Origin of the sequence: Frigoribacterium sp. PvP121 (genome assembly GCF_017833115.1) — a bacterium.
Taxonomy (GTDB): Bacteria; Actinomycetota; Actinomycetes; order Actinomycetales; family Microbacteriaceae; genus Frigoribacterium; species Frigoribacterium endophyticum.
Genome location: NZ_JAFIBR010000001.1, coordinates 2,739,545 through 2,761,414, shown reverse-complemented (window position 1 = coordinate 2,761,414; position 21,870 = coordinate 2,739,545). Strand labels below are relative to the sequence as shown.

The window sequence follows — 21,870 nt, the reverse complement described above, 5'->3', positions numbered from 1 at the left end:
CCGGTAGGTTGGTCCCCATGACTTCCCGCATCGCCGTGGTCGGGGCCACGGGCACGCTCGGCTCGTTCATCGTCGACCTCGTCGAGCGCACCGACGGCCTCGAGCTGCACGCCGGCCTGTCGTCGAGCGACGACCTCGACGGCGTCCTCGGCGCCGACCTCGTGGTCGACGTGACGCACCCCGCCGTGAGCCCCGCCATCGTCGAGCACGTCGTGCGGGCCGGCCTCCCCGTGCTCGTCGGCACCTCGGGCTGGAGCGCCGAGCGCATCGCGAAGCTGTCGACGATCGTCGCCGACGTCGCGGGCCCCGGCGTCCTCGTCGTGCCGAACTTCAGCCTGGGGTCGGTGCTGGCCACGCGGTTCGCGACCATGGCGGCCCGGTTCTACGACTCGATCGAGATCGTCGAGTCGCACCACGACGGCAAGGTCGACTCGCCCTCCGGCACGGCCGTCCGCACCGCGGAGCTCATCGCGGAGGCGCGGCGAGACCTCGGGCCCGTGGCCGCCCCGTTCTCCGACCAGCGCGCCCGCGGCCAGCAGGTCGCCAGCGTGCCGGTGCACAGCCTGCGGATGCGCGGCGTGGTCGCCCAGCAGTCGGTGATCCTGGGAGGCGCGGGCGAGACCCTGACGCTGACCCACGACACGCTGTCGCAGAGCGCGTACGAGAAGGGCCTCCTGGTCGCGATCGAGGCGGCTCCCACCGTCAGCGGCGTCGTGGTCGGCCTCGACCGCGTGCTGCCCCTCGACTGATGAAGGGCCGCGTCGCCGCGCTCGTCATGGCGCTGCTGCTGCTGCTCTACGTCGTGCTCGTCGCGCAGCGCGCGTACCTCTTCCTGCGGACGGGCGAGCCGATCGCGGTCGTCCTCGGCGCCGCCCTCGTGGTGCTGCCGCTGCTCGGCGCCTGGGCGCTCGTCGTCGAGCTCCGCTTCGGCGCCCGGACCCAGCAGATGGTCCGTGAACTGGCCGCCTCGGGAGAGCTCCCCGTCGACGACGTGCCGCGCCGCGCCTCCGGCCGGTACGACCGCGAGGCCGCCGACGCCGCCTTCCCGCGGTGGGCGGCGGAGGCGGCGGAGTCGCCCGACGACTGGCGGTCCTGGTTCCGGCTCGGGCTGGCCTACGACGCGTGCGGCGACCGACGGCGGGCCCGGAAGGCCCTGCGCTGGTCGATCAAGCTCCGCGGGGAGGCGGCGGCCGCCTCGCGCTGACCGCCCGACCCCTCAGAGGTCGAGACCAGGGCGTCGACGGCCTCGTCGACGGTGCGGTGACGGAAGGCGAAGCCGTCGGCGAGGAGCTTGGCGGGCACGACCTGCTGGCTCGGCAGCAGCATCTCGCGCCCCGCCTCCTGCATCGCGCCGGAGATGACGAACTCGGGCACGGTGAGGGCGTAGGGCTTCCCGAGGTCACCGGCCAGCCGGCGGGTCAGCTCGTCGCTCGTGGCCGGCGTCGGGCCGGCGAGGTTCACGGGCCCCTCGAGGGTCGACGTGAGCAGGTGCACGATCGCGGCGGCCTCGTCGTGCAGGCTGATCCACGGCCAGAACTGGTCGCCGGTGCCGAGGCGCGAACCGAGTCCGAGGCGGGTGAGGGGGAGGAGGGGCTTCAGGGCGCCGCCGGGGCCCACCACCACGCCGGTGCGGAGGTGCGCCACGCGCGTGCCCGCGGGCGCCTCGGCGGTCGCGCCCTCCCACTCGGCGACGACGTCGCTGAGGAAGCCGGTGCCGCGGGGGCTCTCCTCGGTGAGGCGCTCCCCGGGGCGGTCGCCGTAGATGCCCACGGCCGACCCGCTCAGGAAGACCGTCGGCGGGGTCTCGGCCCGGGCCATGCCCCGCGCGAGGGTCTGGGTCGCCGACACGCGCGACTCCACGATCTCCTTCTTGTAGCCCGGGGTCCAGGGCAGGCGGCCGAGGTTCGCGCCGCTGAGGTTGACGACGGCGTCGGCGCGGTCGAGCACGGTGTAGTCGACGATCCCGGCGGCGGGCACCCAGGTCACCTGGTCGTCGCCGCGAGCCTCGCCGCGGACGAGCGCCACGACGCGGTGCCCGGCCTCCCGCAGCTGCCGGGTGAGCTCGGTGCCGACCAGGCCGGAGGCGCCGGAGACGAGGACGGTGAGGGGTGCGTCGGTCATGGGGCCCTGGCTTTCACGGTGCGACGGGAGCGGGGAGGGAGGTGCTCCTCGAGAGCGTAGGCGCGCCTCCTGGTGGTCGTCCCGAGGCGCACGGGCGAGGCGACCGGGAGGGCGCCCGGGGAGGCGCTCGGCGGAAGGGGCTGCGGAGGTAGAGTCGTCGCCGTGTCTGATGCCGCTGCCGTTGACCCCGTGATCCAGTCCGCCGAGAACCACCCCGTCGAGCACGACGTCGAGTTCCGCTCCGACGTGACCGTCGAGCTCGTCCGCTCCAGCGCCCACGACAGCGACGTGCTGTTCGCCGCGCGCGTGTCGACGATGGGCGAGCTCACCCTCGAGGGCGCGCAGGCCTCCGCCGAGGGCGAGCAGGCGACCAAGGGCGCCGGCCTCATCAACTACCTGATGCGCGACCGCCACGGCTCGCCGTTCGAGCACAACTCGATGACCTTCTACGTCCAGGCGCCGATCTTCGTCTTCCGCGAGTTCATGCGGCACCGCATGGCGAGCTACAACGAGGAGAGCGGTCGCTACCGCGAGCTCAACCCGGTGTTCTACGTGCCCGCCGAGACGCGCAACCTGCAGCAGGTCGGCAAGCCCGGCGCCTACGACTTCCTGCCCGGCACGCCCGAGCAGTCGGCCCTGGTGCGGTCGGAGACCGAGCGCACCTCGCGCGAGGCCTACGCCGCCTACAAGCGCATGCTCGACCAGGGCATCGCCCGCGAGGTCGCCCGCATCGTCCTGCCGCTCAACATCTACTCGTCGATGTACGTCACGGTGAACGCCCGCTCGCTGATGAACTTCCTCAGCCTCCGCACCAAGCGCGAGGGCACGCACTTCCCGTCGTTCCCGCAGCGCGAGATCGAGATGTGCGCGGAGAAGATGGAGGACCTCTGGGCCGAGCTGATGCCCCTCACCTACGCGGCGTTCGGCAAGAACGGTCGCGTCGCGCCGTAGGGCCGGCCACCTCGGGGAGGCGCGTCGACGCCGTCGACGCCGGTCGCGCCTCCTGCACGCCCGCCCCGACGGAGCGAGCCAGTACGCTGGTCGACGTGTCTGACATCAGCAACCCCTTCGGGCAGGTCCTCGTCGCTCTCGTCACCCCGTTCACCGCTGACGGCGAGGTCGACTGGGCCGCGACCGAGAAGCACATCGACGACTGCATCACCGCGGGTGCCGACGGCATCGTCGTCACCGGCACCACCGGCGAGACGAGCACGCTGACCGACCCCGAGAAGCTGCGGCTCGTCGAGGTCGGCAAGTCGGTGTCGGCCGGCCGGGCGAAGATCATCACGGGCGGCGGCTCGAACGAGACCGCGCACGCCATCCAGCTCTACAAGGCGAGCGAGGCGGCGGGCGCCGACGGCGTCATGATCGTCACGCCGTACTACAACAAGCCCACGCAGGCGGGCGTCCTCACGCACTTCCGCATGATCGCCGACGCGACCGACCTGCCGGTCATCCTGTACGACATCCCCGGCCGCACGGGCATCCCGATCAAGTACGAGACGCTGCTGCGGGCCGCGAAGCACCCGAACATCGTCGCCGTGAAGGACGCCAAGGGCGACTTCGCCGAGGTGAGCCGGGTCATCAACCAGACCGACCTCCTGTACTTCTCGGGCGACGACGCCAACGTCCTGCCGCACCTCTCGATCGGCGCCTCCGGCCTGATCGGGGTGACGGCGAACATCGCCGCCGCGCCGTACCGCACGATCGTCGACGCCGTGAACGCGGGCGACCTGCACACCGCCACCGCGGCGCACCAGATGCTCGAGCCGCTCGTGCGCGCCGTCATGACTCACGTGCCCGGCACGGTCGCGGCGAAGTACATCCTGCACGGCCTCGGCCGCATCTCCAGCCCGCGCGTGCGCCTGCCGCTCGTCGGCCCGGAGGACAGCGAGGCCGCCCTGATCGAGGACGAGCTGTCGCACGTCGGCGAGATCCCCGGCCTCGACCTCAGCCGCTTCCGCCCCGACCGCAACGCGGCGGCCGGCGGCGCCCTGCCCAAGGTGCACGGCACCACACGATGAGCCCGACGATCCAGGAGCCGCCTGCGCTCGAGCCCGGCACGCTGCGCGTCGTGCCGGTGGGCGGACTCGGTGAGATCGGCCGCAACATGACGATCTACGAGATCGACGGCAAGCTGCTCGTGGTCGACTGCGGCGTGCTCTTCCCGGAGGAGCACCAGCCCGGCGTCGACCTGATCCTTCCCGACTTCTCGCCGCTGCGCGACCGCCTCGACGACGTCCTCGCCATCGTGCTGACGCACGGCCACGAGGACCACATCGGCGCCGTGCCGTACCTGCTCCGCCTCCGCGCCGACATCCCGCTGATCGGGTCGCAGCTGACCCTCGCGCTGATCGAGGCGAAGCTCAAGGAGCACCGGATCACGCCGTGGTCGCTGACCGTGCGCGAGGGCGGCCGCGAGACCCTCGGGCCGTTCGAGCTCGAGTTCCTCGCGGTGAACCACTCCATCCCCGACGCCCTCGCCGTGGCCATCCGCACCTCGGCGGGACTCGTGCTCCACACGGGCGACTTCAAGATGGACCAGCTGCCGCTCGACGACCGCATCACCGACCTCCGGGCGTTCGCCCGGCTGGGCGAGGAGGGCGTCGACCTCTTCCTGCCCGACTCGACCAACGCCGACGTCCCCGGCTTCACGGCGCTCGAGCGCGACATCGGCCCCGTCCTCGACGACGTCATCCGCCGCGCGCCGCGCCGGGTCGTCGTCGCGAGCTTCTCGAGCCACGTCCACCGCGTCCAGCAGGTGCTCGACGCCGCGCACGCGAACGGCCGCCGCGTCGCCTTCATGGGGCGCTCGATGATCCGCAACATGGGCATCGCCGCCGACCTCGGCTACCTGCGGGTGCCCGACGGGGTGCTGATCGACGCCAAGAAGGCGAAGGACCTCCCCGACGACCGCATCGTCTACATGAGCACGGGCTCGCAGGGCGAGCCCATGGCCGTCCTGGCGCGCATGGCCAACAGGGAGCACCAGATCGAGATCGGCCGCGACGACACGGTGATCCTCGCCTCGAGCCTGATCCCCGGCAACGAGAACGCCGTCTACCGGGTGATCGACGGCCTCACCAAGCTCGGGGCGAAGGTCGTGCACAAGGGCAACGCCAAGGTCCACGTCTCCGGCCACGCCTCCGCCGGCGAGCTGCTGTACTGCTACAACGTGCTCCGGCCCCGCAACGTCATGCCCGTCCACGGCGAGCACCGGCACCTGTACGCCAACGCCGCCCTGGCGGTCCGCACCGGCGTCCCCGAGCAGAACACCGTGCTCGGTGAGGACGGCGTCGTCGTCGACCTCAAGGACGGCGTGGCCACCGTCGTCGGCCAGCTCGACCTCGGCTACGTCTACGTCGACGGCTCGACCGTCGGCGAGATCACCGACGCCGACCTGAAAGACCGGCGGATCCTCAGCGAGGAGGGCTTCATCTCGATCTTCGTCGCCCTCGACGCGCAGACCGGCCGCGTCGTCGTCGGGCCCGAGATCCAGTCGCGCGGCTTCGCGGAGGACGACTCGGTGTTCGACGCGGTGCTGCCGAAGATCATCGCGGCCCTGGCCGAGGCCGCCGAGGGCGGCACGCGAGACACGCACCAGTTCAGCCAGGTCGTCCGCCGCACGGTCGGTCGCTGGGTCGCCACGCAGCACCGCCGGCGCCCGATGATCGTGCCGGTCGTCATCAGCGCCTAGGGCCTCGGGGCCGCCACGGGCGAGGGGCCTCCGTCGCCGGGAAGTCATCCCGGCGACGGAGGCCTCCGTCGTCCCCCCGCTCCTAGGGTGAGCACGTTCCGTCCGTTGCTCCGAAGGGGGAGTCGCCCGTGCGCGTGGCCAAGACCTGGATCTTCCCGATCCTCCGCATCCTGATCTTCACCGCGATCGCCGTCGCCCTCGTCAAGCTCGCGTTCTTCGCCGCGCCGGACGCCGCGTCCGGCTCGGTCGCCGTCCCGACCGGCGAGGCGGTCGAGCCCCAGGTCGCCGTGGCGGTCGGCACCGTCACGAACGACGTCACCGTCGACGCCACGGTCGAGGCCGACGCCGCGTCCGTCGCTCCGGCCACCCTCGCCGGCACCGTCGTGACGGTCGTCGTCGAGAAGGGCCAGGTCGTCGCGGCGGGCGACAAGATCGCCACGCTCCGCTCGGAGACCCCGCAGGAGGCGCTCGTCGCGGCGGACGGGACGGTCACCGAGCGTGCCCCCGTCGTCAAGACCGCCGTGGTGACGGCCCCGGTGGCCGGCACCGTCACGGAGCTCCCCGTGATCAAGGACCAGATCGTGGCCGTGGGCGACCCGGTGGCGAAGGTGGCGCCTCCCACCTTCCACGTCACGGGGTCGCTGGCCGCCGACCAGCTGTACCGCCTCGTCAGCCGTCCCACGGAGGGCACGGCGTCCATCCCGGGCGGGCCGGCGCCGTTCGCGTGCACGGCGCTCGTCGTGGGCGGCGTCGGCGTCGCGGCGCCGTCGACGTCGGGCGACGGGGGCGACCCCGCCGCGACCGGCACCTCCGGTCAGTCGGTGAGCTGCGCCGTGCCGGCCGACGTCACGGTGTTCGCCGGGCTCGCGACGACGCTGACCATCCCCGCGGGCGTGGCGACCGACGTGCTGACCGTCCCGCTCACCGCCGTCGAGGGCGCGGCCGGCAAGGGCGTCGTGACCGTGGTCGGCGCCGACGGCACGCAGGAGGAGCGCGAGATCACGCTCGGCATCAACGACGGCACGGCCGTCGAGGTGACGGGCGGCCTCGTCGAGGGCGACACGGTGCTCGAGTTCGTGCCGGGCGCCGTCGCTCCGCAGGAGGGCTGCGTCGACCCGACGACCGGAGAGGTCCTCTGCTGATGCCGCTGATCCGGCTCGAGGGCGTGACCAAGACGGTTCCCCTGGCCGACGGGGCGGCCCTCGACATACTCCGCGGCGTCGACCTCGTCGTCGACGCCGGGGAGCACGTGAGCATCGTGGGCCGCTCCGGCTCGGGCAAGTCGACCCTGCTCAACATCCTCGGCCTCATCGACGCGCCGACCACGGGCACGCACTCGTTCGACGACGTCGACGTGAGCGGGCTCCGGTCGGGGGCGCGCGACTGCCTGCGGGGCGAGCAGGTCGGCTTCATCTTCCAGCAGTTCAACCTGCTCCAGGGGCGGACGGCGCTCGAGAACGTCATGACGCCGCTGCTCTACGCGCGCGGCCGGCGGTTCTGGCGGCGACGGTCGATCGCCGCGGAGATGCTCGAGAAGGTCGGGCTCGGCGACCGGGTCGACTCGATGCCGCACCGTCTCTCCGGCGGCGAGCAGCAGCGCGTGGCCATCGCTCGCTCGCTGGTGCGCGACCCCCGCGTCATCCTCGCCGACGAGCCGACGGGGGCGCTCGACATCGAGACGGGCGCGACGGTCATGCGCCTCCTCGACGACATCTCGTCCGACACCGGCGCGGCCCTCGTGACCATCACCCACGACCTCGCGGTGGCGGGCCTCGCGGCCCGGCACTACGCGCTCGACGCCGGCGTCCTGTCGGCGGCACGGCTGGGCGGCGACCTCGCCGGCCCGTCGGCGCTCGTGCCCGCGACCGCGACCGCGGAGCCCGCGGCGTGACCGGGCTGCTGTCGAGCGTCGTGGGGGCGTTCGTCGAGGCCTGGTCGGAGCTGCGCGTCAACAAGCTGCGCGTGCTGCTCAGCCTCGTCGGGGTCGCGGTCGCCGTGGCGGCGCTGACGGCCGTGGTCGGCCTCGGCAGCCTCGCCGAGCAGTCGACGCGGGAGTCGTCGGAGAAGTCCGGGGGGAGGCCGGCCACCTACACGGTCTCGGCCTACACGACGGGCAGCGGCGTGCTCGACCCCGCGCTCGTCGACCGGGAGTTCCGCTCGACGATGTCGCGGTACGACGTCACCTGGGCCTCGGAGGCCCTCTACACGACGCGCTCCGTGCAGCTGCCGGGCGGACTCACCGACGTGTCGGCGCAGATCGTCGACCCCGAGTACGGCGAGATGCACCGCGTCGCCCTGGCCGAGGGGTCGTGGTTCGTCGACGGCGACGAGCGTCGCATGGCGCCCGCGGTCGTCGTGAACGAGGCCCTGTGGGAGCAGCTCGGCAGTCCGCCCGTCTCGTCGCACCCGACCCTGCAGCTCCGCGGCGCCGACTCGGCGACGGGGGTGGTCGTCGGCGTGACCGCCGCGCTCTACGAGGGGGAGTCGCCCGCGATCTTCCTCCTCCCCTCCGACGAGCTCGACCTCGTGCCGACCTCGCAGGGGGGCTACCCGGAGTCGCCGCAGTACGAGATGTGGCTGCCGCCGGGGGCGGGCGACGAGCTCAGCGCGATGGTGCAGGGCAACCTGGCCGCCGCCCTCGGCGACGACGTCCAGGTGGACGTGAGCCGGACGGACTACGCCGCGTACGCGGGCGACACCGATCCCTTCCTGCCGATCAAGCTGACGATCACGGGCGTCGGGGTGCTCGTGCTGCTGCTCGGCGGTCTCGGGCTCGTCAACATCGCCCTGGTGACGGTCCGCCAGCGCATCCGTGAGATCGGGGTGCGGAGGTCGTTCGGGGCCACGGCCCCGCGGGTCTTCTTCTCGGTGATGCTGGAGAGCGTCGCGGGCACCGTCGTGGCCGGCGTGGTGGGCGTGATGGTGGCCGTCCTGGTCGTGCAGAACGGCACCGTGCAGGGGTTCATCGCGCAGGGGGCGGTCGACGACCTGCCGGCCTTCCCGATCACGGCGGCCCTGATCGGCCTCGGCTCGGCGACGGTGATCGGCGCGGTCGCCGGGCTCCTGCCGGCCCTCGTCGCGGTGCGCGTCAAGGTCATCGACGCCATCCGCTACTGACGCCGCCCGCCGCTGACGCGCCGCCCGCCTCCGACCCGCGTCGGGGGCGGGCGGTACCCTCGAGCCCATGGCCACGCCCACCAAGCAGACCCCGCGATCGCGCTCCGGCTCCCGCGCGTCCGGCGCCCGCGGCGCGACGGCTGCCACCAAGAAGCTCCCGACGCCCCCTCCCGCCGCGGTCGACCCGGGCCCCGGCGTCGTCACGCGTGCCTGGATGGGCCTGGCGCACGCCACCGGCGGCGCCTTCCGCCTGCTGGGCCGCGAGGCGCTCGACGCCAGCGAACGCCGCGACGGGGTGCCGTTCCTGCTCGTCCTGCTCGCCGTCGCGGGCGCCGCGGTCGAGTGGCTGAACCCGACGAGCCCCGTCGCGCAGGCGCTCGACGCCTACACGTTCGGGGCGCTGGTCGGCCGGGTCGCCTACGCCCTGCCGGTGATCATGGTCCTCTTCGCGGGCTGGCTCTTCCGGCACCCGGCCTCCGTGCACGACAACACGCGGATGGGCATCGGCCTCGGCCTGATGATCGTGTCGATCAGCGCGCTCTGCCACATCTTCGGCGGGCAGCCACAGGCCGCGGAGGGCCTGCCCGCCCTCGCCGGCGGCGGCGGCGTGCTCGGCTGGCTCGTCGCCTCCTGGATGGTCGCCCTGGCCACCGAGTGGGTGGCCGTCCCGGTGGTCGTCGTGCTCCTCGTCTTCTCCGTCCTCATCACGACCAAGACCCCGCCGAACCACATCGGTCGACGCCTCGGCGAGCTCTACGCCTGGCTGTTCGGCGCGACCGCGGCCGAGCCCGGCACCGCCGAGGCCGCCGACGGGTCGACCGACGACGCCGAGAGCCTCCCGTGGTGGCGACGCACCAAGAGCGGTCGAGAAGACGACCCCGCCTACGACACCCCGGTCCTCACCGAGGCGCCGCCCGAACGGCCGGCCCGCCCGTCCCGGCGCGACCGCCGGGCCTCCGGCCCCGCCGCGGTCGAGGCCGCGCCGAGGAGCCCCCGCTTCGTCGACGAGGGCGCCACCGACGTCTTCGACATCAGCCTGCTCGACGAGCTCGACCGGGCCGAGGAGGCCGTCCGCGCCCGGGGCGTCGAGGTGCCCCCGGCCCCGGCTGCCGCCCCGGCTCCGGCCGCGGTCCGTGACGACTCCGCGACCGCGGCGACGACCGTGCTGCCGAGCGTGCCCGCGTCGCTGCCGCCCGCCGACCTCGCCGAGAGCGACGTCGCTGCAGCGGTGCTCGCCCCCGACGACGACGAGCTGCCGCCCGCCTCGCTCGACGTCGACGACGACTCGCCGCAGGCTCCCTACCGGCTGCCCGCCGCCTCCACCCTGGCCGTGGGCCCGCCCGCCAAGGCCCGCAGCGAGGCGAACGACGAGATCGTGCGCTCGATCACCGAGGTGCTCCGGCAGTTCTCGGTCGACGCGAAGGTCGTCGGCTTCAGCCGTGGCCCGACGGTCACCCGCTACGAGATCGAGCTCGGCCCGGGCGTGAAGGTGGAGAAGGTCACCGCGCTCAGCAAGAACCTCTCGTACGCGGTCGCGTCGAACGAGGTGCGGATCCTCTCGCCCATCCCCGGCAAGAGCGCGATCGGCGTCGAGATCCCCAACACCGACCGCGAGACGGTGTCGCTGGGCGACGTGCTGCGCTCCGGAGCCGCCGCGAAGAGCGTGCACCCGATGACGATCGGCGTCGGCAAGGACGTCGAGGGCGGCTACGTCGTCGCCAACCTCGCCAAGATGCCGCACCTGCTCGTGGCGGGCGCCACGGGCTCGGGCAAGTCGAGCTTCGTCAACTCGATGATCACGTCGCTGCTGATGCGGGCGAAGCCGACCGACGTGCGGATGGTCCTGATCGACCCGAAGCGCGTCGAGCTCTCGATCTACGCGGGCGTTCCCCACCTCATCACCCCCATCATCACGAACCCCAAGAAGGCCGCCGAGGCGCTCCAGTGGGTCGTGAAGGAGATGGACATGAGGTACGACGACCTCGCCAGCTTCGGCTTCCGGCACATCGACGACTTCAACCGCGCCGTGGTGGCGGGCGAGCTCGTGCTGCCCGCGGGCAGCGCGCGCACGCTCAAGCCCTACCCGTACCTGCTCGTGGTCGTCGACGAGCTCGCCGACCTCATGATGGTGGCCCCCCGCGACGTGGAGGACAGCATCGTGCGCATCACGCAGCTGGCCCGCGCCTCCGGCATCCACCTCGTCCTGGCGACGCAGCGCCCCTCGGTCGACGTCGTCACCGGCCTCATCAAGGCCAACGTGCCGTCGCGCTTCGCCTTCGCGGTGTCGAGCGTCACCGACTCGCGCGTCATCCTCGACCAGCCCGGCGCCGACAAGCTCATCGGCCAGGGCGACGGGCTCTTCCTGCCGATGGGCGCCTCGAAGGCGATGCGCGTGCAGGGCGCCTGGGTCCAAGAAGACGAGATCGCGCAGGTCGTGGCGCACGTCACCCGTCAGGCGCGCCCCGACTACCGGCCCGACGTGGCCGCGGTGGTCGAGAAGAAGGAGATCGACGGCGACATCGGCGACGACCTCGAGCTGCTGCTGGCGGCCGCGGAGCTCGTCGTCAGCACGCAGTTCGGCTCGACGTCGATGCTGCAGCGCAAGCTGCGGGTCGGCTTCGCCAAGGCGGGTCGCCTGATGGACCTGATGGAGTCGCGCGACATCGTCGGCCCCTCCGAGGGCTCGAAGGCGCGCGACGTGCTCGTGACTCCGGAGCAGCTGCCGGGGGTGCTGGCGAAGCTGCGCGGCGGCGACGACGAGCACGGGGCGGGCGCGCCCGCCGGCCTGCCCTCCGGGTCGGGCCCGCGACCGGGCTACGGCGACGACCCCGTCGCCGAGATGACGCGGGGCTACGACGAGGTCGACGGTGACGAGGGGTCGGAAGACGCCTGGGGCCTGACCGGGAGGGACTGACCCATGACCGACGACCGCAGCGGAGGCGCGTCCTCCGCCCCGGCGACCTTCCCCTTCCGAGGGCGGTTCGCGAGCAAGGGGCCCGGCCCCGCGAGCACGGCGAACATCGCGAACGTGGTCACGGTGGTGCGGATCCTCATGGCCCCGCTGTTCATCGCGTGGCTGCTCGTCGACGACGGCGCCGACGGGCCGCTGCGCATCGCGGCGGCGGTGCTCTTCGTCGTGGCGATCCTCACGGACAGCCTCGACGGTGCCCTGGCCCGCGGGCTCGACCTCGTCACCGACTTCGGCAAGATCGTCGACCCGATCGCCGACAAGGTCCTCATCGGCGGGGCGCTCGTCTCCCTGACGGTCCTCGGCGAGCTGCCCTGGTGGGTGACGGCCCTGATCCTGCTCCGCGAGGTCGGGATCACCGTCTACCGGTTCATCGTCATCCGTGACCGCGTCGTGCCGGCGTCCCGCGGCGGCAAGCTCAAGACGGTGCTCCAGGCCGTCGCCGTCACGCTCGCGCTCTTCCCGCTCTGGAACGTGTTCGGCGAGGCGATGCACTGGGTGAACGGCGTCCTCATGACGGCCGCGCTCGTGGCGACCCTCGTCTCCGGCGCCGACTACCTGCGCGTCGCCGCGAAGCACGGGCGGGGAGCGTGACGGCCGACGCGTCGTCGCTCGTCTCCGAGCTGGCGCGTCGCGGCCAGACCGTCGCCGTCGCGGAGTCGCTGACCGGCGGCCTGGTCGTGGCGGAGCTCGTGTCGGTGCCCGGAGCGTCCGCCGTCGTGCACGGCGGAGTGGTGGCCTACGCGACCGAGCTCAAGCACACCGTCCTCGGCGTGGACGCGGCGCAGCTCGCCGCGACGGGGCCCGTCGACCCCGACGTCGCGGCGGCCATGGCCGCGGGCGTGCGCGAGCGCCTCACCGTCGCCGGGGCGCCGGCGACTCTCGGCCTGGCGACGACCGGCGTCGCCGGCCCGGGGCCCCAGGGCGACCTGCCCGCGGGCACGGTCTACATCGCGCTGGCCACCGCCGACGACAGCCGCGTACGGCGTCTCGACCTCCGCGGCGACCGCGGAGCCATCCGATCGGGCACCGTCTCCGAACTCCTGTCACTGCTGGCCGAGTGGCTCGACGAGACGCGGGAATGATCCGCGTTTCGGTCTCGTTACAACTGCCGGGTTCACAAGCGTCGTACAGATCGTGGTGGTTACAGTGACAACGATCGTCGCGCAGAGTTACCCACCCACCACTGACGTCCGTCTGGTGGGGCGTCCATCCGGAGGAGGGTCCCATGGTTCTGGTTCGTCAAGAAATCGGTGACGTCCTTCGCGACTTCCGCCTGCAGAAGGGCCGGACGCTCCGACAGGTCGCCAGCAAGGCGAGCGTCGCGCTCGGGTACCTCAGCGAGGTCGAGCGTGGTCAGAAAGAGGCCAGCTCGGAGATCCTCGCGTCGGTGGCCGACGCGCTCGAGACTCCCATCTCGGTGATCATGCGCGAGGTGGGTGACCGCATGGCGGTCATCGAGGGCCTCAACCCGATCCCCGACACGCTGCCCGACGACCTCGTCGCCGAGTTCGACACCGACCTCGCGGTGCGCTGAGCTCCCGCTCACCACGTCGCCCCGAACGCCCCCGGCCCTCGCCGGGGGCGTTCGTCGTGTGCGGTTCGCGGGCAGTCGCGGGTAGCCTCGAACGATGCGCAAGAGCGAGTTCCGTCGTGCCGTCGTCGACGAGTTCGGGGAGGCCTACGGCCGCGTCGTGACCCGTGACCTGGTCATCGCCGAGCTCGGCGACCGCACCGCCGACGAGGCCGTGGCGCAGGGCGTCCCGCCGCGCGACGTCTGGCTGGCGCTCTGCGCCGCCGAGGGCGTCCCCGTCGCCCGGCGGCACGGCGTCGGACTGCCCGAGCCGCGGCGCTGAGCCCGCGCTGCCGCTCGTCGGAGCGTTCGACACGCCGCGGACGCCTGTCGAACATCCGTTCGGATCGGTGTAGCGTCCTCCCCAGGGCGTCGAAGCCCCGGGCTCTCCACGGGCCACCGTGCCGGCATCCCGGATGTCGGTGGTGGCTCGTAGCGTTCACTGCATCGACGTTCCACCGGTCCCGACCCTCGTCGGGGCCACCAGCCTTGTCGTCACGCTGAGCTCCTTGCCCCACCGGTGACCAGCGACGCGACAGCCTACAGGCGCACGGACATCATCCCGAAGGAGAACAGCATGCCCTCAGCAGAGAACCGCGAGAAGGCCCTCGAGACCGCTCTCGCGCAGATCGACCGTCAGTTCGGCAAGGGTGCTGTCATGCGCCTCGGCAGCGACGAGCGCGCGCCCGTCGCCGTCATCCCCACCGGCTCGATCGCGCTCGACGTCGCACTCGGCATCGGGGGCATCCCCCGCGGCCGCATCGTCGAGATCTACGGTCCCGAGTCGTCCGGGAAGACGACGTTGACCCTCCACGCCATCGCCAACGCCCAGCGCAACGGCGGCATCGCGGCCTTCATCGACGCCGAGCACGCGCTCGACCCGGAGTACGCCAAGAAGCTCGGCGTCGACATCGACGCCCTCCTCGTGTCGCAGCCCGACACCGGCGAGCAGGCCCTCGAGATCGCCGACATGCTCGTGCGGTCGGGCTCCATCGACCTCATCGTCATCGACTCCGTCGCCGCGCTCGTGCCCCGTGCAGAGATCGAGGGCGAGATGGGCGACTCGCACGTCGGCCTGCAGGCCCGCCTGATGTCGCAGGCCCTCCGCAAGCTGACCGGTGGCCTGAGCCAGACCGGCACGACCATGATCTTCATCAACCAGCTGCGCGAGAAGATCGGCGTGTTCTTCGGCAGCCCCGAGACGACCGCCGGCGGCAAGGCGCTGAAGTTCTACGCGTCGGTCCGTCTCGACATCCGTCGCATCGAGACCCTGAAAGACGGCACCGACGCGGTGGGCAACCGCACCCGCGTCAAGGTCGTCAAGAACAAGATGGCGCCGCCCTTCAAGCAGGCCGAGTTCGACATCCTCTACGGCGTCGGCATCTCTCGCGAGGGCAGCCTGATCGACTTCGGTGTCGAGCACGGCATCGTCCGCAAGTCCGGTGCCTGGTACACCTACGAGGGTGACCAGCTCGGCCAGGGCAAGGAGAACTCGCGCAACTTCCTCATCAAGAACGCGCCCGTCGCCGACGAGATCGAGCAGAAGATCCTCGCCAAGCTCGGCGTCGGCGCCGCAGCGGCCCCGGCGGCTCCGGTCGAGTCGATCGAGGCGAAGATCGCCGCTCGCAAGGGCGCATGACGCACGACGACGAGCAGAGCGACGGCTCGGCCCTCGCCCCCGTGACACCGCTCTTCGGTGTCCGGGGTGCGGGGTCGGGCCGTCGGCCCGCGCCCGACGACGCGCCCGCGCCGGTCGCCGACGACACCGCGGCCCCGCCTCGCCGTCTCGAGGTCGTTCCCTCCGCCGAGCCGGTCGCCGCCGAGCCGGTCGACGCGTCTGGTGACGCCGAAGTCCTCGACCCTGACGGCGACGTGCAGCTCGACCCCGTGACAGGCTGGGCGGTCTCCGGCCCGCTGGGCTCGGCAGCCGGGCGGCCCGACGCCGTGGACGGCGCTCCCGCCGTCGACGAGGCGAGCGACGAGGAGGGCGAGACCTCGTCGACTCCCGGCGATCCCGTCGCGGAGACCGCCGAGCGGCTGGCTGCGATCAGCGCCCACTGGTCGGCACCGACGTCGGAGGAGCCGACCGCGGAGGAGCCACCGGCGTCCAGCTCGCCCCGCAGCCGGTCACGACTCCGGGCCGTCGAGCCCACGATCGAGCCTGACGTGGAGGCGACCGAGCCCGAGCCCGAAGACCTCGACGCCCAGCGACGACGTGCCGAGAACGTCAGCCTCCACGCCCTGTCGCGCCGCGGAGTGTCCTCCGCCGAGATGACCACGCTGCTCCGCAGCCGTGACCTCGACGAGGAGGTGGTGCTGGGCGAGGTGGCTCGCCTGGAGGGCGTCGGGCTCCTCAACGACCGCGAGCTCGCGGAGAACCTCGTCCGCTCCAAGCAGGAGCGGAAGGGGCTCGGTCGGGGAGCCGTGACGTCGGAGCTCCGGCAGCGCGGGCTCGACGCCTCGGTCGTCGAGGAGGCCCTGGCCGACATCGACGACGACGACGAGCAGTCCCGGGCCGACGAGTGGGCCCGCAAGCGCGTCGGGTCCCTCCGTGGGCTCGACCACGCCACCGCCGAGCGGCGCCTGAACGGCTACCTGATGAGGCGCGGCTACCGGTCCGACGTCGTCCGTCGTGCCATCGAGAAGGTGCTGCCCCGCGGCGGCAGCCCGCGGGGAGGCGGCGTCCGCTTCGAGTGACCGACGGGCTCCGGGGCGTGGGCACCGATCTAGACTGGGTCACCATGACGACGGTCACCTCCGCCCCGCTCCCGGCCGCTCCGGCGGAGGTCCGTCCGCGCACCTACGAGGTGCGCACCTACGGCTGCCAGATGAACGTCCACGACTCCGAGCGGCTGAGCGGCTCGCTCGAGGCGTCCGGCCTCGTCGCCGCCCCGGAGGGGGCGGAGGCCGACGTCGTCGTCATCAACACCTGTGCGGTTCGCGAGAACGCCGACAAGAAGCTCTACGGCACGCTCGGCCAGCTGGCCGGGGTCAAGCGGAAGCACGCCGGCATGCAGATCGCCGTCGGCGGCTGCCTCGCCCAGAAGGACCGCGCGGCCATCCTCGAGACGGCGCCCTGGGTCGACGTGGTCTTCGGCACCCACAACACCGGCTCCCTCCCGGCCCTGCTCGAGCGTGCGCGGCACAACGACGAGGCGCAGGTCGAGATCCTCGAGTCCCTCGAGGTCTTCCCGTCGACGCTGCCGACCAAGCGCGAATCGACGCACAGCGGCTGGGTCAGCATCTCGGTCGGCTGCAACAACACCTGCACCTTCTGCATCGTGCCGTCCCTCCGGGGCAAGGAGCGCGACCGGCGCCCGGGCGACGTCCTCGCCGAGGTGCGGTCGCTCGTCGAGGACGGCGCGATCGAGGTCACCCTGCTCGGCCAGAACGTCAACAGCTACGGCGTCGAGTTCGGCGACCGGCTCGCGTTCTCGAAGCTGCTGCGTGCGGTGGGCCAGGTCGAGGGCCTCGAGCGCGTGCGCTTCACGAGCCCGCACCCGGCCTCGTTCACCGACGACGTCATCGAGGCGATGGCCGAGACGCCGACGGTCATGCCGCAGCTCCACATGCCCCTGCAGTCCGGCTCCGACCGGGTGCTGCGCGCCATGCGGCGGAGCTACCGCAGCGAGCGTTTCCTGGGCATCCTCGACCGTGTGCGGGCCGCGATGCCGCACGCGGCGATCAGCACCGACATCATCGTGGGCTTCCCCGGCGAGACCGAAGCCGACTTCGCCGAGACCCTCCGTGTCGTCGAGGAGGCGCGGTTCGCGTCCGCCTTCACCTTCCAGTACTCGGTGCGGCCCGGCACCCCGGCCGGCGAGATGCCCGACCAGCTGCCGAAGGCCGTCGTGCAGGAGCGCTACGAGCGCCTCGTCGCCCTGCAGGACTCGATCTCCGCCGCCGAGAACCGCGCCCAGGTCGGCAGGGTCGTGCAGGTCATGATCGCCGCCGGCGAGGGGCGCAAGGACGCGGCGACGCTGCGCCTCTCCGGCCGCGCGGAGGACAGCCGTCTGGTGCACGTCGAGGTGCCGGGCGGTGCCGAGGCCCCGCGGCCCGGCGACGTCGTCTCGGTCCAGGTCACCGACGCCGCCCCGTTCTACCTGATCGCCGACGCGGGCCCCGGCCGGCCCTGGAGCCTCCGCCGCACGCGGGCGGGCGATGCGTGGGACCGCGCCCAGGCGGCGTCCTGCGGCGTCCCCACGACCGCGGGGGGCGCCTCCGGCACGACCGCGGCGCCGCGCGTGTCGCTCGGCCTGCCGGCCCTCCGGGTCGCGACGACGCCGATCTACAGCACGACCGACGACCTCCGCTGACGTGCTGGTCGCGATCGTCGGCTCGACCGGCACGGGCAAGTCCGCGTTCTCCCTCGACCTCGCGGAGGCCCTCGTCGCCCGCGGGGTGGCGGCCGAGGTCGTCAACGCCGACGCTATGCAGCTGTACCGCGGCATGGACGTCGGCACGGCGAAGCTGCCGCCCGCCGAGCGCCGGGGAGTGCCGCACCACCTCCTCGACGTCCTGAGCGTCACCGACGAGGCCAGCGTCGAGTGGTACCAGAAGGAGGCGCGCGCGGCCGTCGACGCCGTCCTGGCCCGCGGTGCCGTCCCCCTCCTCGTCGGCGGCTCCGGGCTGTACGTCTCGAGCGTGCTCTACGACTACCGCTTCCCCGGCACCGACCCCGTCGTGCGGGCACGGTTCGAGGCGCTGGGCGAGAGCGGCGGTCCGCGCGCGCTCCACGCGCTGCTCCGCGAGACCGACCCCCGCGCCGCCGAGTCCATCGGCCCGCACAACGCCCGACGGCTCGTGCGGGCGCTCGAGGTGGGGGAGATCACGGGGGAGCCGTTCTCCGCCTCCCTGCCCGACGAGGCGCCCCGGTGGCGCGACTCCCTCGTGGTCGGCCTCCGCGAGGAGCGCTCCGTGCTCGTGCCGCGGCTCGACGAGCGCGTGGAGGGGATGTGGGCGGGCGGCCTGCTCGACGAGGTCGCGCACCTCGCGACCCTCGGCCTCGACCGGGGAGTCACCGCCCGGCGGGCCATCGGCTACGCGCAGGCGGCGGCGCAGCTGCGGGGCGAGGTCGACCAGCGGGAGGCGGTCGAGACGACGCAGGCCCTCACGCGTCGCTACGCCCGCCGCCAGGTCAGCTGGTTCCGCCGCCTGCCCGACGTCGACTGGTCGTCGACGGGGGAGGCGGGGGCCGTCGAGCGGGCCGTCGCTAGACTCCTCGGGTGACCACCACCCTGCAGTTCACCAAGGGCCAGGGCACCGGCAACGACTTCGTGTTGTTCACCGATGCCGACGCCGAGGTCGACCTAGACCCCGTGACCATCCGGGCGCTCACGGACCGCCACTTCGGCGTGGGGGGCGACGGCGTCATCCGGGCCGTGAAGACCGCCTCGCTGCCCGGCGGCGCCTCCGGGTTCGTCGGCGACGAGGTCGGCCGCCCCGAGTGGTTCATGGACTACCACAACGCCGACGGCAGCGTCGCCGAGATGTGCGGCAACGGCATCCGCGTCTACGTGCGCTACCTGCTCGAGCGCGGCCTCGTCGAGCTGGCCGAGGGCGAGCGCCTGGCGATCGGCACCCGCGCCGGGGTCCGCTGGGTCGAGCGATCCGTCGACGGCTTCCGCGTCGACCTCGGGGCCTGGCGCCTCGACGACGCCGAGCCGACCGTGCGCGCCCGTGAGCTGCACGCCGCGCGCCCCGGCCTCTCGCTCTCCGTGGGCAACCCCCACGTCGTCGTCGCGCTGGCCGGCGACGCCGAGCTCGACGCGGTCGACCTCGCCTACGCGCCGATGCTCGACCCCGTGCCGAGCGACGGCGCCAACGTCGAGTTCGTCGTCCCCTCCGACCCCCTCGTCGTCGACGGCGTGGGCCGCATCCGCATGCGCGTCCACGAGCGCGGCAGCGGCGAGACGCTCTCCTGCGGCACCGGGGCGGCGGCCGCGGCCCTCGCGACCCGCCACTGGGCGGGCACGGGCGCCCCGGCGTCCTGGCTCGTCACGGTGCCGGGCGGCGTGGTCGGCGTCCGTGTCACCGCTCACCCCGACGGCGAGCACGTCTCGCTCAGCGGGCCGGCCGAGCTGGTCTACAGCGGCGCCCTGACCATCTGACGCACGCAGCTCCCTCGCGGGGCCGACCCGCGCCTCCCCGGGGTCAGCTGCGGGTGGCGCGGAGGATGCGGTACCCCTTGCTGGTGGAGGCGCGGCGCACGTCGACGACGTCGCCCATCGTCTCGCCGATCCAGCGCTGCAGGGAGTCCGCGCCGAGGTTCTTCTGCACGACGAGCCAGGCGTCGGCCCCCTCCTCGAGCCGGGGGAGCCAGCGCTCGAGGATGCCGTGCAGCTCGGCCTTGCCGACGCGGATGGGCGGGTTCGACCAGATGGTCGCGAAGCGCACGTCGTCGGGAACATCGTCCGGGGTGACGGCGTTGACGTTGTGGAGGCCGGCGGCCCGGGCGTTCTCGCGCACGAGCTGCAGGACCCTCTCGTTCACGTCGACGGCCCACACCGTCGCGTCGGGTGACATCAGCGCGAGGCTCAGGGTGACGGGCCCCCATCCGCACCCGACGTCGAGGAGGTCGCCCACCGGGGGCGGCGCCGGGGTGCCGGCCAGCAGCACCGACGTGCCGGGGTCGACCCGGCCGGGGCTGAAGACGCCCGCGGCCGTCGTGATCGAGAGCTCACGGCCCGCGAGGGTCGCCGTGATCGTGCGAGGACGCAGCTCGCTCTCCGGCTCCCGGGAGAAGTAGTGCTCGCTCGACATGACCCACAACCTACCGAAGATGCAGGGCCCGCCCGTCCGGGCGCCCTGCGACCTGCCTGACGAAAGGGCTACGATCACACCGATGACAGACACTCCCTCCACCCCGCTCGACGCCGAGCAGGGCGACCAGCTGCCCGACGACGTCGTCGCCCGGGTGCTGGAGCGCGCGGCGGCCCGCTCCTCCGCGTACACCGTCTTCTCGCCCGCGCAGGCGATCCAGACCCGTTCGCTCACCGACGTCGGCTCCGACGGCGAGCAGCTCGACCGTGACGACCGTGCCGCGCTCCGGCGCGTGGGCGGCCTGTCGACCGAGCTCGAGGACGTCACCGAGGTCGAGTACCGCCAGCTGCGGCTCGAGAACGTCGTGCTGATCGGCGTCTGGTCGCAGGGGTCGCTCGGCGACGCCGAGAACTCCCTGCGCGAGCTCGCCGCCCTGGCCGAGACCGCCGGCGCCGTCGTGCTCGACGGGCTGCTGCAGCGCCGCCCGAACCCCGACCCGAGCACCTACCTCGGCAAGGGCAAGGCGGAGGAGCTCCGGCAGACCGTCGCCGCCCTCGGCGCCGACACGGTCATCGCCGACACCGAGCTCGCGCCCAGCCAGCGACGCGCCCTCGAGGACGTCGTGAAGGTCAAGGTGATCGACCGGACCGCGGTGATCCTCGACATCTTCAGCCAGCACGCCAAGAGCCGGGAGGGCAAGGCGCAGGTCGAGCTCGCGCAGCTCGAGTACCTGCTGCCCCGCCTGCGCGGCTGGGGCGAGTCGATGTCGCGCCAGGCCGGTGGCCAGGTCGGCGGCGCCGGCGCCGGAATGGGAAGCCGTGGCCCCGGTGAGACGAAGATCGAGCTCGACCGTCGCCGCATCCACACCCGCATGGCGCGCCTCCGTCGCCAGATCAAGGAGATGAAGCCGGCGCGCGACGCCAAGCGCGCGAACCGCGACCGCAACGAGGTGCCCTCCGTCGCGATCGCGGGCTACACGAACGCCGGCAAGAGCAGCCTGCTGAACCGCCTGACGAGCGCGGGCGTCCTCGTCGAGAACGCCCTGTTCGCGACCCTCGACGCCACGGTGCGCAAGAGCTCGACGCCCGACGGCCGCCCGTTCACGTACGTCGACACGGTCGGCTTCGTGCGCAACCTGCCGCACCAGCTCGTCGAGGCGTTCCGGTCGACCCTCGAGGAGGTCGCCGCGAGCGACGTCATCGTGCACGTGGTCGACGGCTCGCACCCCGACCCGGCCGCGCAGCTGGCGACCGTGCGCCAGGTGATCTCCGAGGTCGACGGCCACGACATCGCCGAGGTCGTCGTCTTCAACAAGGCCGACCTCGTCGACGCCGACCAGCGGCTCGTGCTGCAGGGCCTCGAGCCCTCGGCGGTCTTCGTCTCCGCCCGGACGGGCGAGGGCGTCGACGAGCTGCTCGACCGCGTCGCCGGCCTCCTGCCGGAGCCCGAGGTCGAGGTCGACCTGCTCGTGCCGTACGACCGCGGAGAGGTCGTGGCGCACCTGCACGACGCGGGCCGCGTCGTCTCGACCGACTACGAGGAGGCCGGCACGCGCCTCCACGCCCGGGTGTACCCGAGCGACGTGGCCGCCCTGGCACCGTTCGTGCAGCCGGCGGTCGCCCGGCGCTGAGC

21 protein-coding genes are annotated in these 21,870 nt (G+C 72.9%); 19 read left to right on the top strand and 2 right to left on the bottom strand.

Going from position 1 to position 21,870, the window contains the following annotated elements:
- The first annotated feature begins 17 nt into the window (after positions 1 to 17).
- Together dapB and JOE43_RS12845 are read left to right on the top strand one after the other, a co-directional pair.
- The gene (gene dapB, locus JOE43_RS12850) at positions 18 to 749 is read left to right on the top strand and encodes a 4-hydroxy-tetrahydrodipicolinate reductase (RefSeq protein ID WP_209518209.1); all 732 of its coding nucleotides are present in this window, start codon (positions 18 to 20) and stop codon (positions 747 to 749) included.
- Positions 749 to 1,204: a hypothetical protein gene (locus tag JOE43_RS12845; protein WP_192045956.1), complete on the top strand. Its 456-nt coding sequence runs from the start codon at positions 749 to 751 to the stop codon at positions 1,202 to 1,204. The genes dapB and JOE43_RS12845 overlap by 1 nt, the downstream gene beginning before the upstream one ends.
- Here JOE43_RS12845 and JOE43_RS12840 read toward each other — a convergent pair.
- Positions 1,114 to 2,121, bottom strand: a complete 1,008-nt coding sequence (locus tag JOE43_RS12840) for a TIGR01777 family oxidoreductase (protein WP_209518207.1) — start codon at positions 2,119 to 2,121, stop codon at positions 1,114 to 1,116. The two genes, JOE43_RS12845 and JOE43_RS12840, sit on opposite strands and share 91 nt — an antisense overlap.
- A gap of 192 nt (positions 2,122 to 2,313) precedes the next feature.
- On the opposite strand from JOE43_RS12840, the gene thyX reads away from it, so the two are divergent.
- From thyX to dapF, 16 genes are all read left to right on the top strand, one after another.
- Complete coding sequence (gene thyX, locus JOE43_RS12835; RefSeq protein ID WP_209519236.1) at positions 2,314 to 3,072, top strand: FAD-dependent thymidylate synthase; 759 nt, start codon at positions 2,314 to 2,316, stop codon at positions 3,070 to 3,072.
- Positions 3,073 to 3,167: 95 nt separating this feature from the next.
- A complete protein-coding gene (gene dapA, locus JOE43_RS12830) occupies positions 3,168 to 4,145 on the top strand; it encodes a 4-hydroxy-tetrahydrodipicolinate synthase (RefSeq protein ID WP_056056233.1) in 978 nt (325 codons plus the stop codon).
- Positions 4,142 to 5,818, top strand: coding sequence for a ribonuclease J (locus JOE43_RS12825; protein WP_209518204.1), 1,677 nt, complete (start codon positions 4,142 to 4,144; stop codon positions 5,816 to 5,818). Before dapA ends, JOE43_RS12825 begins: the two co-directional genes overlap by 4 nt.
- Positions 5,819 to 5,946: 128 nt before the next feature.
- Positions 5,947 to 6,960, top strand: a complete 1,014-nt coding sequence (locus JOE43_RS12820; RefSeq protein ID WP_209518202.1) for an efflux RND transporter periplasmic adaptor subunit — start codon at positions 5,947 to 5,949, stop codon at positions 6,958 to 6,960.
- A complete protein-coding gene (locus JOE43_RS12815) occupies positions 6,960 to 7,709 on the top strand; it encodes an ABC transporter ATP-binding protein (protein WP_209518200.1) in 750 nt (249 codons plus the stop codon). The genes JOE43_RS12820 and JOE43_RS12815 overlap by 1 nt, the downstream gene beginning before the upstream one ends.
- Positions 7,706 to 8,935 carry an ABC transporter permease gene (locus JOE43_RS12810; protein WP_209518198.1) on the top strand — a complete coding sequence of 410 codons (1,230 nt, stop codon included), beginning with the start codon at positions 7,706 to 7,708 and terminating at the stop codon, positions 8,933 to 8,935. Before JOE43_RS12815 ends, JOE43_RS12810 begins: the two co-directional genes overlap by 4 nt.
- Positions 8,936 to 9,002: 67 nt before the next feature.
- The gene (locus JOE43_RS12805; protein WP_209518196.1) at positions 9,003 to 11,849 is read left to right on the top strand and encodes a DNA translocase FtsK; all 2,847 of its coding nucleotides are present in this window, start codon (positions 9,003 to 9,005) and stop codon (positions 11,847 to 11,849) included.
- A gap of 3 nt (positions 11,850 to 11,852) precedes the next feature.
- Positions 11,853 to 12,497 (top strand): CDP-diacylglycerol--glycerol-3-phosphate 3-phosphatidyltransferase, encoded by a 645-nt coding sequence (gene pgsA, locus JOE43_RS12800; protein ID WP_209518194.1) that lies wholly within the window; start codon positions 11,853 to 11,855, stop codon positions 12,495 to 12,497.
- Positions 12,494 to 12,988 (top strand): CinA family protein, encoded by a 495-nt coding sequence (locus JOE43_RS12795; protein ID WP_209518192.1) that lies wholly within the window; start codon positions 12,494 to 12,496, stop codon positions 12,986 to 12,988. Before pgsA ends, JOE43_RS12795 begins: the two co-directional genes overlap by 4 nt.
- Positions 12,989 to 13,131: 143 nt before the next feature.
- Positions 13,132 to 13,440: a helix-turn-helix domain-containing protein gene (locus tag JOE43_RS12790; RefSeq protein WP_055794896.1), complete on the top strand. Its 309-nt coding sequence runs from the start codon at positions 13,132 to 13,134 to the stop codon at positions 13,438 to 13,440.
- Between the two features lie 94 nt (positions 13,441 to 13,534).
- Positions 13,535 to 13,759 (top strand): DUF3046 domain-containing protein, encoded by a 225-nt coding sequence (locus tag JOE43_RS12785; protein WP_209518189.1) that lies wholly within the window; start codon positions 13,535 to 13,537, stop codon positions 13,757 to 13,759.
- Between the two features lie 294 nt (positions 13,760 to 14,053).
- Positions 14,054 to 15,115 (top strand): recombinase RecA, encoded by a 1,062-nt coding sequence (gene recA, locus JOE43_RS12780; RefSeq protein WP_056058750.1) that lies wholly within the window; start codon positions 14,054 to 14,056, stop codon positions 15,113 to 15,115.
- Positions 15,112 to 16,173 (top strand): regulatory protein RecX, encoded by a 1,062-nt coding sequence (locus tag JOE43_RS12775; RefSeq protein WP_209518187.1) that lies wholly within the window; start codon positions 15,112 to 15,114, stop codon positions 16,171 to 16,173. The genes recA and JOE43_RS12775 overlap by 4 nt, the downstream gene beginning before the upstream one ends.
- Positions 16,174 to 16,217: 44 nt before the next feature.
- Positions 16,218 to 17,792: a tRNA (N6-isopentenyl adenosine(37)-C2)-methylthiotransferase MiaB gene (gene miaB / locus JOE43_RS12770; protein WP_209518186.1), complete on the top strand. Its 1,575-nt coding sequence runs from the start codon at positions 16,218 to 16,220 to the stop codon at positions 17,790 to 17,792.
- Position 17,793: 1 nt separating this feature from the next.
- Positions 17,794 to 18,705 (top strand): tRNA (adenosine(37)-N6)-dimethylallyltransferase MiaA, encoded by a 912-nt coding sequence (gene miaA, locus JOE43_RS12765; protein WP_209518184.1) that lies wholly within the window; start codon positions 17,794 to 17,796, stop codon positions 18,703 to 18,705.
- Positions 18,702 to 19,586 (top strand): diaminopimelate epimerase, encoded by an 885-nt coding sequence (gene dapF, locus JOE43_RS12760; protein ID WP_209518182.1) that lies wholly within the window; start codon positions 18,702 to 18,704, stop codon positions 19,584 to 19,586. Before miaA ends, dapF begins: the two co-directional genes overlap by 4 nt.
- 43 nt (positions 19,587 to 19,629) lie before the next feature.
- Here dapF and JOE43_RS12755 read toward each other — a convergent pair whose 3' ends face one another.
- A complete protein-coding gene (locus tag JOE43_RS12755; RefSeq protein ID WP_209518180.1) occupies positions 19,630 to 20,238 on the bottom strand; it encodes a class I SAM-dependent methyltransferase in 609 nt (202 codons plus the stop codon).
- 82 nt (positions 20,239 to 20,320) lie between these two features.
- Between JOE43_RS12755 and hflX the strand changes: the two genes are divergently transcribed.
- Positions 20,321 to 21,868 carry a GTPase HflX gene (hflX, locus tag JOE43_RS12750; RefSeq protein WP_209518178.1) on the top strand — a complete coding sequence of 516 codons (1,548 nt, stop codon included), beginning with the start codon at positions 20,321 to 20,323 and terminating at the stop codon, positions 21,866 to 21,868.
- Positions 21,869 to 21,870 lie beyond the last annotated feature (2 nt).

What these genes read in the sequence shown, in the direction of transcription:
- JOE43_RS12815 (WP_209518200.1), top strand. Translation starts at nt 6,960, where the DNA reads ATGCCGCTGATCCGGCTCGAGGGCGTGACCAAGACGGTTCCCCTGGCC.
- dapB (WP_209518209.1), top strand. Translation starts at nt 18, where the DNA reads ATGACTTCCCGCATCGCCGTGGTCGGGGCCACGGGCACGCTCGGCTCG.
- JOE43_RS12790 (WP_055794896.1), top strand. Translation starts at nt 13,132, where the DNA reads ATGGTTCTGGTTCGTCAAGAAATCGGTGACGTCCTTCGCGACTTCCGC.
- pgsA (WP_209518194.1), top strand. Translation starts at nt 11,853, where the DNA reads ATGACCGACGACCGCAGCGGAGGCGCGTCCTCCGCCCCGGCGACCTTC.
- JOE43_RS12785 (WP_209518189.1), top strand. Translation starts at nt 13,535, where the DNA reads ATGCGCAAGAGCGAGTTCCGTCGTGCCGTCGTCGACGAGTTCGGGGAG.
- miaB (WP_209518186.1), top strand. Translation starts at nt 16,218, where the DNA reads ATGACGACGGTCACCTCCGCCCCGCTCCCGGCCGCTCCGGCGGAGGTC.
- JOE43_RS12805 (WP_209518196.1), top strand. Translation starts at nt 9,003, where the DNA reads ATGGCCACGCCCACCAAGCAGACCCCGCGATCGCGCTCCGGCTCCCGC.
- JOE43_RS12755 (WP_209518180.1), bottom strand. Translation starts at nt 20,238, where the DNA reads ATGTCGAGCGAGCACTACTTCTCCCGGGAGCCGGAGAGCGAGCTGCGT.
- JOE43_RS12845 (WP_192045956.1), top strand. Translation starts at nt 749, where the DNA reads ATGAAGGGCCGCGTCGCCGCGCTCGTCATGGCGCTGCTGCTGCTGCTC.
- recA (WP_056058750.1), top strand. Translation starts at nt 14,054, where the DNA reads ATGCCCTCAGCAGAGAACCGCGAGAAGGCCCTCGAGACCGCTCTCGCG.
- hflX (WP_209518178.1), top strand. Translation starts at nt 20,321, where the DNA reads ATGACAGACACTCCCTCCACCCCGCTCGACGCCGAGCAGGGCGACCAG.
- JOE43_RS12825 (WP_209518204.1), top strand. Translation starts at nt 4,142, where the DNA reads ATGAGCCCGACGATCCAGGAGCCGCCTGCGCTCGAGCCCGGCACGCTG.
- JOE43_RS12840 (WP_209518207.1), bottom strand. Translation starts at nt 2,121, where the DNA reads ATGACCGACGCACCCCTCACCGTCCTCGTCTCCGGCGCCTCCGGCCTG.
- JOE43_RS12775 (WP_209518187.1), top strand. Translation starts at nt 15,112, where the DNA reads ATGACGCACGACGACGAGCAGAGCGACGGCTCGGCCCTCGCCCCCGTG.